This is a genomic window from Actinosynnema sp. NPDC050801 (assembly GCF_040673975.1).
Taxonomy (GTDB): domain Bacteria; phylum Actinomycetota; class Actinomycetes; order Mycobacteriales; family Pseudonocardiaceae; genus Actinosynnema.
Genome location: NZ_JBFAQZ010000006.1, coordinates 100,766 through 114,025 on the forward strand (window position 1 = coordinate 100,766; position 13,260 = coordinate 114,025).

At 72.4% G+C, this 13,260-nt stretch carries 15 protein-coding genes; 6 read left to right on the plus strand and 9 right to left on the minus strand.

Annotation, left to right across the window (positions count from 1 at the left end):
- Positions 1-28 precede the first annotated feature (28 nt).
- The 4 genes from infB to rimP all read right to left on the minus strand — a co-directional run bounded on the left by infB (position 29) and on the right by rimP (position 5,213).
- The gene (infB, locus tag AB0K14_RS15470) at positions 29-3,145 is read right to left on the minus strand and encodes a translation initiation factor IF-2 (RefSeq protein ID WP_360447422.1); all 3,117 of its coding nucleotides are present in this window, start codon (positions 3,143-3,145) and stop codon (positions 29-31) included.
- Positions 3,146-3,233: 88 nt separating this feature from the next.
- Positions 3,234-3,692: a YlxR family protein gene (locus tag AB0K14_RS15475; protein WP_364338163.1), complete on the minus strand. Its 459-nt coding sequence runs from the start codon at positions 3,690-3,692 to the stop codon at positions 3,234-3,236.
- Complete coding sequence (gene nusA / locus AB0K14_RS15480) at positions 3,601-4,692, minus strand: transcription termination factor NusA (protein WP_360447418.1); 1,092 nt, start codon at positions 4,690-4,692, stop codon at positions 3,601-3,603. The genes AB0K14_RS15475 and nusA overlap by 92 nt, the downstream gene beginning before the upstream one ends.
- The gene (gene rimP, locus AB0K14_RS15485; protein WP_360447416.1) at positions 4,689-5,213 is read right to left on the minus strand and encodes a ribosome maturation factor RimP; all 525 of its coding nucleotides are present in this window, start codon (positions 5,211-5,213) and stop codon (positions 4,689-4,691) included. The genes nusA and rimP overlap by 4 nt, the downstream gene beginning before the upstream one ends.
- Positions 5,214-5,416: 203 nt before the next feature.
- Here rimP and AB0K14_RS15490 point away from each other — a divergent pair, with 203 nt between their 5' ends.
- Together AB0K14_RS15490 and AB0K14_RS15495 are read left to right on the plus strand one after the other, a co-directional pair.
- Complete coding sequence (locus AB0K14_RS15490) at positions 5,417-5,860, plus strand: hypothetical protein (RefSeq protein ID WP_360447414.1); 444 nt, start codon at positions 5,417-5,419, stop codon at positions 5,858-5,860.
- Positions 5,857-6,291, plus strand: a complete 435-nt coding sequence (locus tag AB0K14_RS15495; protein ID WP_360447412.1) for a ferritin-like domain-containing protein — start codon at positions 5,857-5,859, stop codon at positions 6,289-6,291. Before AB0K14_RS15490 ends, AB0K14_RS15495 begins: the two co-directional genes overlap by 4 nt.
- Positions 6,292-6,342: 51 nt before the next feature.
- On the opposite strand, the gene AB0K14_RS15500 is transcribed toward AB0K14_RS15495, so the two are convergent.
- Genes AB0K14_RS15500 through AB0K14_RS15515 form a run of 4 tightly spaced genes read right to left on the minus strand, consistent with a single transcriptional unit; the run spans position 6,343 to position 9,436 of the window.
- Positions 6,343-7,098, minus strand: a complete 756-nt coding sequence (locus AB0K14_RS15500) for a hypothetical protein (RefSeq protein WP_360447410.1) — start codon at positions 7,096-7,098, stop codon at positions 6,343-6,345.
- A gap of 25 nt (positions 7,099-7,123) precedes the next feature.
- Entirely contained in the window at positions 7,124-8,131 is a 1,008-nt protein-coding gene (locus AB0K14_RS15505; protein WP_360447408.1) for an aminotransferase class V-fold PLP-dependent enzyme, read from the minus strand.
- 7 nt (positions 8,132-8,138) lie between these two features.
- A complete protein-coding gene (locus AB0K14_RS15510) occupies positions 8,139-8,618 on the minus strand; it encodes a DUF4442 domain-containing protein (protein WP_360447406.1) in 480 nt (159 codons plus the stop codon).
- Between the two features lie 41 nt (positions 8,619-8,659).
- Entirely contained in the window at positions 8,660-9,436 is a 777-nt protein-coding gene (locus tag AB0K14_RS15515; RefSeq protein WP_360447404.1) for an SDR family oxidoreductase, read from the minus strand.
- A gap of 73 nt (positions 9,437-9,509) precedes the next feature.
- Here AB0K14_RS15515 and AB0K14_RS15520 point away from each other — a divergent pair, with 73 nt between their 5' ends.
- Entirely contained in the window at positions 9,510-9,917 is a 408-nt protein-coding gene (locus AB0K14_RS15520; RefSeq protein ID WP_123746036.1) for a YjbQ family protein, read from the plus strand.
- On the opposite strand, the gene AB0K14_RS15525 is transcribed toward AB0K14_RS15520, so the two are convergent.
- Complete coding sequence (locus AB0K14_RS15525; protein WP_360447402.1) at positions 9,813-10,844, minus strand: ABC transporter permease; 1,032 nt, start codon at positions 10,842-10,844, stop codon at positions 9,813-9,815. The genes AB0K14_RS15520 and AB0K14_RS15525 overlap by 105 nt on opposite strands.
- 126 nt (positions 10,845-10,970) lie before the next feature.
- Here AB0K14_RS15525 and AB0K14_RS15530 point away from each other — a divergent pair, with 126 nt between their 5' ends.
- Genes AB0K14_RS15530 through AB0K14_RS15540 form a run of 3 tightly spaced genes read left to right on the plus strand, consistent with a single transcriptional unit; the run spans position 10,971 to position 13,260 of the window.
- Complete coding sequence (locus AB0K14_RS15530; protein WP_360447400.1) at positions 10,971-11,882, plus strand: hypothetical protein; 912 nt, start codon at positions 10,971-10,973, stop codon at positions 11,880-11,882.
- On the plus strand, positions 11,879-12,583 hold the full coding sequence (locus tag AB0K14_RS15535; RefSeq protein WP_360447398.1) for a hypothetical protein: 705 nt from the start codon (positions 11,879-11,881) through the stop codon (positions 12,581-12,583). Before AB0K14_RS15530 ends, AB0K14_RS15535 begins: the two co-directional genes overlap by 4 nt.
- Positions 12,580-13,260, plus strand: coding sequence for a haloacid dehalogenase-like hydrolase (locus AB0K14_RS15540; RefSeq protein ID WP_360447396.1), 681 nt, complete (start codon positions 12,580-12,582; stop codon positions 13,258-13,260). The genes AB0K14_RS15535 and AB0K14_RS15540 overlap by 4 nt, the downstream gene beginning before the upstream one ends.

Consider the following 13,260-nt stretch of genomic DNA (forward strand, 5'->3'; position numbering starts at 1 on the left):
TGACGGCCCCGCCCCTGGCTGAAGACGATCAGGCGCGCGGCTTCTCGCGCATCTCGAACGTCTCGATCTGGTCGCCGACCTTCAGGTCGCTGTAGTTGCCGAGCGTCAGACCGCACTCGAAGCCCTCGCGGACCTCGGTGGCGTCTTCCTTGAACCGGCGCAGCGAGCTGATGGGCAGGTTCTCCTGGATGACGTTGTTGTCACGCAGCAGACGTGCCCGCGCGTTGCGGCGGATCTCGCCCGACATCACGAGGCAACCGGCGATCGTGCCGACCTTGGAGGACTTGAAGACCTCGCGGACCTCCGCGCGGCCCAGCTGGACCTCTTCGTACTCCGGCTTGAGCATGCCCTTCAGGGCCTGCTCGATCTCGTCGATCGCCTGGTAGATCACCGTGTAGTAGCGGACGTCCACGCCCTCGCGGTTGGCGAGTTCGGTGGCCTTGCCCTCGGCCCGGACGTTGAAGCCCAGGACGATGGCGCTACCCGCGACGGCGAGGTTGATGTCGCCTTCGGTGATGCCACCGACGCCGCGGTGGATGACCCGCAGCTCGACGTCGTCGCCGACCTCGATCTTCATCAGCGCGTCTTCCAGTGCCTCGACGGTACCGGAGTTGTCGCCCTTGATGATCAAGGTGAGGGCGCTCGTCTCCTTCAACGCGGCGTCCAGGTCTTCCAGGCTGACGCGCTTGCGCTTCGCGGCGTTCATCGCGTTGCGGTTGCGGGCCTGGCGGCGCTCGGCGATCTGCCGGGCCACCCGGTCCTCCTCGACCACGAGGAACGTGTCGCCCGCGCCGGGCACCGAGGTGAGGCCGATGACCTGCACCGGACGCGACGGCGTCGCCACCGTGACGTCCACGCCGTGCTCGTCCACCATGCGGCGCACGCGACCGTAGGCGGCACCCGCCACGATCGAGTCACCCACGCGCAGCGAACCGCGCTGCACCAGCACCGTGGCCACCGGACCGCGACCGCGGTCCAGGTGCGCCTCGATGGCGACGCCCTGCGCCTCCATCTCCGGGTTGGCCCGCAGGTCGAGCGAGGCGTCGGCGGTCAGCAGGATCGCTTCCAGCAGGCCGTCGATGTTGATGCCCTGCTTCGCCGAGATGTCGACGAACATGGTGTCGCCGCCATACTCCTCGGCGACCAGCCCGTACTCGGTGAGCTGCTGCCGGATCTTGTCCGGGTTCGCGCCCTCTTTGTCGATCTTGTTGACCGCGACCACGATCGGCGCGTTGGCCGCCTGGGCGTGGTTGATCGCCTCCACCGTCTGCGGCATCACGCCGTCGTCGGCCGCCACCACGATGACCGCGATGTCGGTCGAGTTCGCACCACGCGCACGCATGGCGGTGAACGCCTCGTGACCCGGGGTGTCGATGAACGTGATCAGGCGCTCGTTGCCCTCGAGCTCCGTGTTCACTTGGTAGGCACCGATGTGCTGGGTGATGCCACCGGCCTCGCCCTCGGCGACCTTCGCCGTGCGGATGGTGTCCAACAGGCGCGTCTTACCGTGGTCGACGTGACCCATGACGGTCACGACCGGCGGACGGATCTGGAGGTCGTCCTCACCGCCGGCGTCGTCGCCGTAGGTGATGTCGAACGTCCCGAGCAGCTCGCGGTCCTCCTCCTCGGGGGACACGACCTGCACGTTGTAGTTCATCTCGGAGCCCAGGAGCTCCAGGATCTCGTCGGAGACGGACTGCGTCGCGGTGACCATCTCGCCGAGGTGGAACAACACCTGCACCAGCGAGGCCGGGTTGGCGTTGATCTTGTCGGCGAAGTCGGTCAGCGAAGCGCCGCGCGGGAGCCGGATCGTCTCGCCGCCGCCCTTGGGCAAGCGGACGCCACCGACCGACGGCGCCTGCATGTTGTCCATGTACTCCTGGCGCTTCTGGCGCTTGGACTTGCGGCCACGACGCGCCGGACCACCGGGACGGCCGAAGGCACCCGCGGCACCGCCGCGACCACCGGGACCGCCACCACCGGGACGACCGCGGAAACCGCCGCCACCACCGGCCGGTGCGCCACCGCCACCGCCGCCACCACCGCCGGGACGGAAGCCACCGCCGCCGCCACCGCCGCCACCAGGGCGGAAGCCGCCACCGGCGCCGCCGCCACCGCCGCCACCGGGACGGAAGCCACCGCCGCCACCGCCACCGCCGCCACCGGGACGACCGCCGCCGCCACCGGGGCCACGACCGCCGCCACCGCCACCGGGACCGCCGGGGCCACGACCGCCGCCGCCACCGCCACCGGGACGGGGCGCCGGACGACCGGGCATCATGCCCGGGTTCGGCCGAGGCGGCATGTTGCCGGGGTTGGGCCGGGGACCGCCGGGACCGCCACCGGAGCCACCCGGACGGGGGCCTGCCGGACGCGAGTCACCGGGCTTGGGGCCGGACGGCCGCTCGCCGCCACCCGGCGAGGCCGGGCGAGGCGCCTGCGGACGAGGCGCCGGAGCGCCACCGCCCACGCCGAACGGGTTGTTGCCCGGACGCGGGGGCCGCGGACCGGCGGGCTTGGGAGCCTGCGGGCGCGGCGGGACCACGGACGGGGGGGTGTTCTGCGCCGCGGCGGGCTGCTGCTGCGGTGCGCGCGGGCCGGGACGAGGGCCGGGGCCACTGGTCCGCGGCGCCTGCTGAGGTGCCTGGGGCTGCTGCGGCTGCTGCTGAGGTGCTGCGGCAGCCGGCTTCGCGGCCTGGGCGGGTGCCGGGGCCGAGGCCGCGGCGGGCGCCTGGGGCTGCACGGCGGGCGAGGCCGGGGCGGGTGCCTGGGGCTGCGCGGCCGGAGCGGCCGGGGCGACCTCGGGCTTGGCCGCCGGCTTCGGCGCCATCGGCTTGGGACCGGGCACGGGGCGCGGACCCGGCTTGCCGGCCGGAGCCGGCGGACGCGGGGTGCCCTCGCCCTTGGTCTCGCCCGAGGTCGGGCTCGACTGCGCGGGCTTCGGCGGCACCGGGCGGGCACCGGCCGACTTGGGCTTCACGTCGCCCTTGGCGTAGGCGTCACGGAGCCGCCGAGCCACCGGGGCCTCGACGGTGCTGGACGCGGACTTCACGTATTCGCCCTGGTCGGCGAGCTTGGTGAGTAGTTCTTTACTCGTGACACCGAGCTCTTTGGCGAGCTCGTGCACGCGGGCCTTACCTGCCACTGCACTCCTCTGTGAGGGAGGCCGGCGGGCAAGTCCCGTCGACCTCGTCTTAACGTCGCGCGTTCATGTCTTCAGCTTCACGGCTGACTCATGACGGGTCGACCTGCTTCCTTGCTTCCTGCTGGTCACGGGGCGATCCCGCGACCTCCTGCCCACACTGCTCGAGGTGACCGCGCACGCGTTCCACGTCGAGCGGCCCCTGGACCCGGAAGGCCCTGGGGAACGCCCGTCGCTTCTCGGCGTTGCGGAGGCAGTCCGGATCGGGGTGCAGCCATGCTCCCCTACCGGGCAACCGTCGATGTGTGTCCGGGACCACAGTCCCGTCCACGACCACCACGCGCAGCAGCTCGGAGGGCAACGTCCGAGCGCGGCATCCGATGCACGTACGAACCGGGCCGATGTGCGTGAGATCCGATCCCCGACGTTGAACCACTGAGAAGTCTATCCCCTGTTGCTTATTCAGCCGAACCGGATGCCGATTCGGTCGAACCGGATGCCGATCCGGCCGCCGGACCGCTTGCCGACGCGCCCGCCGCGGCGGCCCCACCGGTGCCCGCCGGAGCGGCCCCGACGGCCTCCGCGTCGCTGCGGATGTCGATGCGCCAGCCGGTGAGCCGGGCGGCCAGCCGGGCGTTCTGGCCCTCCTTGCCGATGGCGAGGGAGAGCTGGAAGTCCGGGACCACGACACGTGCCGTCTTGGCGCGCTCGTCGAGCACCCGCACGGATACAACCTTCGCCGGCGACAGGGCATTCCCGACGAAGGTGGCCGGGTCGTCGGAGTGGTCGATGATGTCGATCTTCTCACCGGCCAGCTCGCTCATGACGTTGCGCACCCGTGCGCCCATCGGCCCGATGCACGCGCCCTTGGCGTTGACGCCGGCGACGGAGGTGCGGACCGCGATCTTCGAACGGTGACCTGCCTCACGTGCCACTGCGGGGATCTCGACGGTGCCGTCGGCGATCTCCGGCACTTCGAGCGCGAAGAGCCGGCGCACGAGGTTCGGGTGGGTGCGGGAGAGGGTGATCTGCGGGCCGCGCGCGCCGCGGGACACGCCCACGACGTAGCACTTGAGCCGCGAGCCGTGCTCGTAGGACTCGCCGGGCACCTGCTCGGCGGGCGGCAGCACGCCTTCGGTGTCCCCTATCTGGACGACGACCATGCCGCGGGCGTTGGCGCGGGCGTCGCGCTGCACCACGCCGGCGATGATCTCGCCCTCCTTGGCGGAGAACTCGCCGAACGTGCGCTCGTGCTCGGCGTCGCGCAGGCGTTGCAGGATGACCTGGCGGGCGGTGGTGGCGGCGATGCGGCCGAACCCCTCGGGGGTGTCGTCCCACTCCTCGGCCACGGTGCCGTCCGGGTTGAGCTCCTGGGCCAGCACCCGCACCATGCCGGTCTTGCGGTCGATCTCGACGCGGGAGTGCGAGTGGTGGCCCTCGGTGTGCTTGTAGGCGGTCAGCAGGGCGGTCTCGATGGCTTCGAGAACGGTGTCGAAGGGGATGTCCTTGTCCCGTTCGATCGCCCTGAGAGCGGCGATGTCGACGTTCACTCCGACTCCTCCTTCAGGTGCTTGCCATCGAGGAGCGCGAGCTCTTCGACGGGCGGCTGCTTGAACTCGACTTCGACGACGGCGCGCTCGATCGTCCGGTACTCGACGCGGCGCAGCTCGCCCTTGACCAGCAGCACGACGCCGGTGTCGTCGGCGTCGCCGACGCGGCCGAACCACTCGACCTGCTCCGGCTGCTTGACCTTCACCAGGCGCAGCCGGTTGCGCTTCCAGTGGCGTGGCCTGGTGAGCGGGCGGTCCGCGCCGGGCGAGGTGACCTCGAGCGTGTACGGCCCGGCGATCAGGTGCTCGTGGGCGTCGAGGGCGGCGGACACGGCGCGACTGGCCTGCGCCACCTCGTCCAGGCCGATCCCCTCGTCGCCGTCCACGACCACCTTGACCAGCCTGCGACGCCCAGCCTGGTTCACGTCGAGCAGTTCGAGGTCGAAGCCGATCGCCTCGACCGCCTCCCGCACGACGGGTGCTAGCTGCGCGGCGAGTTCTCCGCGCGGCGGGCTGGACACGTGGTGACTCCAAGTTCTCTTCGAGTGCAGAGGGCACGGCAACCCCGGCCGACGCTGCACTTCGCCGGCCGTGGTCGCCCAGACTATCTCGTCCGGCGGTCCCCCACGTGCCGCGGACGTGGACGCGGGTTCGAGGGGACGGCTTTCGGTGGAGGTAGCGGCTCCGGGAGGCGGCGCGGGCGGCTCTGGCAGGATCGGGACACGTGATCGGAAGAACGGCGTTCAGCAGGCGCGCGGTGCTGCTGGCGACGGCGACGGCGCCGTTGGCAGTCGCGTGCACCACACCCCCGCCACCTCCACCGCCGCCGGACCCGCTGGCGGAGCTGGTGAAGGCGGCGCTGTCGGACGCCGCGCTGGCCACGGCGGTCGGCGCGCCCGAGACGGCGGCGGTGCGCACCGAGCACGCCGTGCGGTTGCAGGCGGAGGTGGACCGGGCCACGCCGCGGGTGCCGGGGTCGTCCGCGCCACCGACGACGACGGCGTCGGTGGCGCCGCCCGCGGGTGCGGCGCGTGAGGCCTTGGTGCCGGCGTTGCAGGCGGCGCAGAAGCAGGCGGGTGACCTGGTGGCGTCGGTGGAGTCGCACCGGGTGGGGTTGGTGGCCTCGGTGGCGGCCGGGTGCGCGAGTTTGGTGGAGGCGTTGTCGTGAGCGTCGAGGCGGTGCAGGTCGCGCTGGCGGCGGAGCACGCGGCGGTGTGGACGTACGGGTTGGTGAGCGCCTTCATCTCGGTGCCGCAGCAGTCGGCGTCGGTGGCGGACGGCGCGAACGCGCACCGGGCTCGGCGGGACGTGACGGAGCGGTGGTTGCGCGACGCCGGGGCCACGCCCGAGCCACCGGCGGCGGCCTACCTCCCGCCGCAGCCGGTGGACAGCGCGACGTCGGCCATCGCGGCGCTGGTGGCGGTGGAGACCGACGCGTGCGTGGCGTGGCGCGGGGTGCTGGAGCGGACCGGGGACGGGGCGCTGCGGACGTCGGCGTTGGACGCGTTGACGGTGTCGGCGGTGCGTGCGACGCGGTGGCGCAAGGCGGCGGGGCTGACCCCGACGTCGATCGCGTTCCCCGGTGCCGGAGTCGGGTGACGGGTCGGGGGGATGGCCCGACGCCCTTCCGTCGCGGAAGGGCGCTGGGGGTCAGGCGTTGAGGTCGGCGGCGAGGCGGAAGGCGTCGTTGCTGATCCGCTTCATCATGCGGTTGTGCGCGGACTCGTCGGGGCCGTGCTTGATCGAGTCCGACTCGATGATGATCACGTCGCGGTCGTCCTGGCGGGCCGCGAAGCCGCCGTTGGCCAGGGTGGTCAGGTTCGGCACGCGGACCGCGCCGTCCTTGACCAGGTCGTTGACGTTGCCGGTGCCGTCACGGGTGGTCAGGTCCTTCAGCTTGGCGGCGTCCTCGACCGTCTTCATCCGCACGACTGACACGGACGTGTAGACCGTCACCCCGTCGGGAGTGGTGGTCGTGTACAGGCCGCGAGTGAGCTGCTGGCACGGCGTGCTGGTCAGGAACGTCTTGGTCTGCCCGTACGCGTGCACCGCGCAGTCGCTGTCCTTCAACGGCTCGGGCACGTCCGGCGAGGCGCTGAAGGCGAACTCGCCGGCGGGCGCGGACGTCGTGGCGGGTGTGCCGGTGTGGTTGTTCTTCGGCATCACGACCAGCCACACGAGCCCCGACACGACGGCCACGCCGAGCAGACCGAGGCCCTTGAGCACCATCCCGCGACGCGAGCGCGTCGCGGCCGCAGGCCGCCGGGGTGGCGGCGGCGGTGGAGGCGAGCTCAGCAGCGAGTCCAACTGCCCGATCTCCGACCGCCACAGCGGCGCGGTGTCCGACGGTCGGAGGGGCGGGATCCGCTGCGTCACCTCTTCGGGTGATTCGGGAGGAACCGACACAAAGACCCACGGTAACGGAAGAGGGTCACGCGAGCGCTGTGAGCACCAGATCCACATCCTCCACCGTGTTGTACAGGTGAAACGCTAGCCGGACCCGTCCGGCTCGCATGCTGGACCGCACCCCCGCCGCCGCGAGCCGTTCACCGGCGGACGGCAGGTCGAGCGACACGATCGCCGACCCGCGGGCAGGCAGACCGAGGCCGGTCAGCACCGCGTCGGCCAGCGCCACGTCGTGGTCCCGCACGGCCGCGAGGTCGAGGGAGGCGAGGTACGGCAGCGACGCCGCGGCACCGATCTGGGACAGCCACACCGGCGAGATGTCGAGCCGCCGGGCGTCGGGCGCGAGGCGCAGCGGAAGCCCGTACACCGTGCTCCAGGGGTCGTCACCGGCGAACCAGTTCGCCGCGACGGGCACCGTGCGCTCCAACGCCGACGGTGAGCACGCCAGCCACGCGCACCCGCGCGGCGACATCAGGAACTTGTACCCGACAGCCACGACCCAGTCCGCCCACCCCAGGTCGAGCGGCATCCAGCCGACGGCTTGCGAGGCGTCCAGCAGCACCGGCACGCCGGTCGCCCGCAGCCCCTCCAGGTCGACCACGCGCCCGTCCGCGGACTGCACGACGCTCACGGCGACGAGGTCGTGCGCGCCCGCCTCGGCCACGACCTCGTCGAGATCGACTTCGGTGACCCGCAGGCCGCGGGACGCGAACGGGAACGTCAGGCTGGTGAACTCGCCGCGCGCCACGAGCACCGACGCGTCGGCGGGCAGCCCGGCCGCCACCAGGGCCACCAGCTGGGAGGCGGAGGCGCCCATCGCGACGCGGTCCGACGGCACGCCCACGAGTCGCCCGAACGCCTCGCGGGCCGTGGTCACGTGCGAGTCGATCGCACCGGGGCCGTCGCCGCCGACCGTCCACCGGCGCACGGCGTCGGACACGGCGGACGCCACCGGGGCAGGGGGGACGCCGATGCTGGCGGTGTTCAGGTAGCCGAGGGGGGCGTCGAAGGTCGTGCCGAAGGCTGAACGCATGGGATCATCACACGGTCTCGGCGATCCCGCCGTCCACCGAATTGCGGTTCTTGCGCCGGGCGTAGACCTGCTTGCGGGTGCGGGCGACGACCTCGCCGGAGGCGTCCAGGACGTCGGTGGCGAACCACACCAGGGCCTTGTTGTCGTCCGCGGCCCGGGAGCGCAGCTCGTCCAGGTGCTCGTCGGTCAGGTGGAACTCGGCGTGCACGGTGCCGCGGCCCGGCTTGACGAACTCGATCTCGCCCGCCCGGTCCCACACCAGGTGCTCGCGGCCGAGGTGGTGCAGCACGAGCAGCATCCAGAACGGGTCGGTCATCGCGAACAGCGAGCCGCCGAAGTGGGTGCCCACGTAGTTGCGGTTCCACCAGTGCAGCCGCATCCGGACCTTGACGTGGCGGTAGTCGTCGGACAGCTCGACCACGCGGATGCCGGCGAACAGGAACGGTGGCCACAGGTTCATGCCGCGGCGCAGACGGGAAGCCTTCACGACGGCTATGTTACCAGCGGGTAATGGGTGGTCGGGTGGAATCAGTGCAGGGTGATGACGTTCCCCGTCACCTTGGCCGCCGCGTCCGAGCAGAGGAACGCGACCACGTCGGCGACGTCCTCGGGTTGCGAGACGTCGTGCTGGGCGCGCACCGCGTCGTTGACCCAGCCGGTGTCGGTGACGCCCGGCTTGACCACGTTCGACGTGATGCCGTGCGGCCACAGCTCGGCCGCCGCGGACATGGCGTAGTTGTCCAGCGCCGCCTTCGCCGCGCCGTAGGACACCTCGCTGGGGAAGCCGAGCGGGCCGCCGGAGGTCAGGCCGACGATGCGGCCCCAGTTGCCGCCGCGGGCGATGTGCCGGCGGGCGAACTCGGCGATCAGCAGCGCGCCCGCGCGGGCGTCCACGGCGAACTGCGCGTCGAACGTCTGCGGCGTGACGGCTTGGAGGACTCGGCCGAACCGGTCCTCCGCCACGGCCAGGAACGTGTCCTGAACCCAGCTCGAGGCGTTGTTGACCAGGATGTCGACCGGTCCGAAGATCCGCTCGGCGGTGTCGAACAGCGTGGTGGGCGCCGAGGTGTCGGTGAGGTCGATCTCCAGCGCGTGCGCCTTGCCGCCCGCCTCGGTGATGGCCGCGACCACGTCCTCCGCGTCCGACTCGCGGGCGGTGAAGTACTCGCCCGGCAGGCTCGGGTCGGGTGCCGGTGCGAAGCGCAGGAACGTGATGAGGACGTGGGCACCTTGCGCCGCCAGGGCCTTGGCGGTCGCGGCCCCGATGCCCTGGTTGGCGCCGGTGACGATGGCGGTGTGGATCACGGTCGGCATCCTGCCCGATCGGGCGACGACGGCGCACGGGGTTTCCCGGCGGCCGTTCGTAAGCTCTGGAGGCATGCGCAGCGAAGAGATCGAGATCCGCACCGGCTCGACCGAGGTCGTGCACGACCTCACCCGTGCCTGCGAGGACTTCCTGGCCGACGTGGACGGCGACGGGCTGCTGCACCTCTGGGTGCCGCACGCCACCGCGGGGCTGGCCGTGCTGGAGACCGGCGCGGGCAGCGACGACGACCTGCTCGCCGCGCTGCGCGAGCTGCTGCCCGCCGACGGCAGGTGGCGGCACCGCCACGGGACGCCCGGTCACGGCCGTGACCACGTGCTCCCCGCGCTCGTGCCGCCCTACGCGACGATCCCGGTGCTAGGCGGTGTGCTGGCGCTGGGCACCTGGCAGTCGGTCTGCCTGGTCGACACCAACGTCGACAACCCCGTGCGCAAGGTCCGGCTCACCTTTCTCGCCGGGTAGCAGCAGCACGGCCAGCCCGACCGCGGCGAGCGCCACGAACACCCACACCTGGGCGGAACCCGGCGAACCGCCGTGCAGCAGGGCGCGCAGCCCCTCGGCGGAGAACCGGAACGGCGTCCAGGACCACAGCAACGCCCGGTAGGCCGGGTCGAGCAGCTGCGGCACCTGGCCCGCGACCGCGGGCGCGATCAGGTACAGCGGGCCGAGCACGGCCATCGCCCGGATGCCGAGCAGCCTCAGCAGCGCACCCTGGACCAGCGCGAACGCCACCCCGACCAGGGCGAGGTAGCCCAGCACGTCCCACCCGAGCGGCAGGGACGAGTCCCACAGCGTGAACAAGCCCGCCACGACCGCGACGCCGAGCGCGGTCGTGGCGGCCACGCCCGCCAGCCGGCCGAGCGCGGTCGGCTTGCGGGCCAGCAGCACGAACGCCGCCCCGGCGACCAGGCCCGCGATCCACAGCAGGGCGCTGGCGGCCAGTGGCGCGGTGCGACCGGCGGCCGACGTCGGGTGCAGCGTGACGACCTCCACCGGCATCCCGGCCCCCTGCGCGACGCCGCCGAGCACCTGTTGGGCGACCTGCGTGCCGGACGGGTTCACCGCGCCGGAGAGCACCACGGTCGCGCCGCCGGGCGCCAGTTCGAGCACCCCGTAGACCTCCTGGCGGGCCAGCAGCTCCCGCGCCTCGCCGGACGTGGTCACCCGCCACGAGACCTCCGCCACGTCACCGCCGGCGAGCTTGTCGGCGACACCGCGCAGCGGCGGTGGGGCGCCGGCGTCGACGGCGACCGCGAGCGGCACCGCCTGCGGGTGCACCGTCGCCTGGACCCCGAACGTCAGCAGGCCCAGGACGAGCGCGATCAACGAGCCGACGACGGCGGTGGCCACCGCGATGACCTCCGGCGGCCGGTCGTGCAGTGCGGCCATGGTGTCCTCCCAGTTAGTTCATCAAGTGTTGAATTAGACGTTACGTCGTACCGCCCGACGAAGTCAACGTGCGCTGAATTAATCGGACCGGCCCGGCGTTCGGAGGACACCGGGTACGGTTTGGCCGTGACTTACCCAGGTGACGGGCAGTCCGGCTGGGGCGGCCAGCCCGGCCAGGGCGACTCGGGCCCGCAGGACCACGGCTACCCGCAGCAGGTCTTCCCGCAGAGCTACGGCAGTTCGTACGGTGGGCTCGGCGTGTTCTCCGGCGGTGACGAGCCCCCGCCGAAGAAGAGCAAGGCCAAGTTGTGGCTGGTGATCGGCGCGGTCGTCGTCGTCCTCGTCGGCGGTGGCGTGACCGCGTACGTGCTGACCCGGCCGGACTCGACGACGGTCGCGCAGAACACCACCGGCGCCTCGCCCACCACGACGACCTCCACCACGGCGAAGACGACGGAGTCGAGCGCTCCGAACCTCACCTGCGAGCCCCTCAAGCCCGGCTGGAACTGCCTGCCCGTGCAGGCCCTGTCCTACAGCTACGACGTGCCCAAGGGCTGGTCGCCCACGCCCGACAGCGCGCCGGTCGAGGCGATGCAGGACGTGAAGCTGACCGGCCTCACCGTCACCGGCGCCTACGACTGCGGCGACCACGGGTTCAACCGCGGCGGCGCGGGCGGCGTCGTGGTGCCGCAGACCGACCTGACCGCGGTGGCCAGGGACTTCGCCGAGAAGCTCGCCACCCAGTACTACAAGTCCGCGCCGAAGTCCGAGGTCAAGCTCGGCGAGCCGAAGCCGGTGAAGGTGCCCAGCCCCTTGGGCGACATCGAGGGCATCCAGGTCGACGCCACCGCCACCACCTCGGGCGACCCCTGCCTGGCCACCAAGGGCATGGTGAAGGTGCTGGTGCTCAAGGGCGACAAGGGCTTCCACGTGTTCATGGCCAACGGCGACCTCGAAGGCGGGCCGGCCGAGCCCAAGCCGCCGACCGAGGCCGACCTGCAGGGCATGGTCGACTCCGTGAAGCCGCTGAGCCGGTGAGCTACACCGGGCTGGGCGTCTACCAGCAGCAGCCGCCGAAGCGGCCGAGCCGCGCGCCGTTGTGGATCGCGCTCGCCGTGGTCGCCGTGCTGGTCGTCGGCGGCGGTGTGACGGCGCTGGTGCTGAACTCCGGTGACGACCGGACCGCGTCGCCGTCGCCCACGTCGGGCTCGTCGGCGTCGTCCGCGCCGCAGCCGGACTGGCAGCCGGTGGACGACTCCCAGGCGGGCCTGGTCTACGAGCTGCCGCCGACCTGGGAGTCCAGCGGCGGCGGCGCGTCCGGCCGGATCAGGCTGACCACGTCGTACGTGTCCCGGCCGTTCCAGTGCCAGGGACGGGACATGATCCAGGCGCAGGCGGCGGCGGGTTCGGTCATCGACGACGACCCGGAGCAGGTCGCCACCGAGCTGGTGAACCGGATCGCGGCGGGCGGGTACACCGTCGCGGGCGCGCCGCCCGAGATCGGCGAGCCGCGCGTGGAGTCCGCGGACGAGGACGTGGTCCGGCTCAGCGTCGAGGTGACGCCGAAGTCCGCCAGCGCCTGCTACGCGCCCAAGGCCACGGTCAGCGCGGTGGCGCTGCGCAACGGGTCCAAGGTGTCGGTGTTCGTGCTCAACGTCGCCGAGGGCGGGCCGCACGCGGCCGAAGGACCGTCGGAGGACGACGTGAAGCGCATCCTGGGCAGCGTGCGGCTGCCGTGAACACCCTGGTGCTGTGGGACATCGACCTGACGTTGATCGACGCCCGCGGCCTCGGGCACGACTGGTACCGCACCGCGTTGCGCGCCGCGGCGGGACTGGACCTCGTGCACGTGCCCAGCTTCCCCGGCCGCACCGAGCGGGCCATCACGCGGGAGCTGTTGACGGCGCACGACCTGGAGCCCACCGAGGAGCTGGTGGCCAGGCTGCACGCCGAGTTGATCGACGTGGCCACGCGGGAGCGCGACCTGCTGCCGGCACGGGGGCGCGCGCTCCCCGGCGCGCTGACGGCGCTGGAGGCGTTGGCCGCGCGGGAGGACGTCGTGCAGTCGCTGGTCACCGGCAACCTGGTGGAGATCGCCCGGTTCAAGCTGGCCGCGTTCGGGCTGGACGAGCACGTGGACTTCGAGCTCGGCGGCTACGGCTCGGTGTCCGAGCACCGGCCCGAGCTGGTGCTGGAGGCGGTGCGGCTGGCCTCGGCCAAGCACGCCCGCGAGTTCCGGTGCGTGGTCATCGGCGACACGCCGCACGACGTGGACGCCGCGCTGCACCACGGCGCCGTCGCCATCGGCGTGGCGACGGGCCGCAGCGACGTCGCCGAGCTGCGGGAGGCCGGCGCGCACGTCGTGCTCACCGACCTCACCGACACGACGGCCGTGCTGGCCGCCGTGCTCGGCTAG

Coding starts and splice junctions, on each gene's coding strand:
- AB0K14_RS15505 (WP_360447408.1), bottom strand. CDS start 8,131: ATGCGTTCAGCCTTCGGCACGACCTTCGACGCCCCCCTCGGCTACCTG.
- AB0K14_RS15520 (WP_123746036.1), top strand. CDS start 9,510: ATGCGCAGCGAAGAGATCGAGATCCGCACCGGCTCGACCGAGGTCGTG.
- AB0K14_RS15525 (WP_360447402.1), bottom strand. CDS start 10,844: ATGGCCGCACTGCACGACCGGCCGCCGGAGGTCATCGCGGTGGCCACC.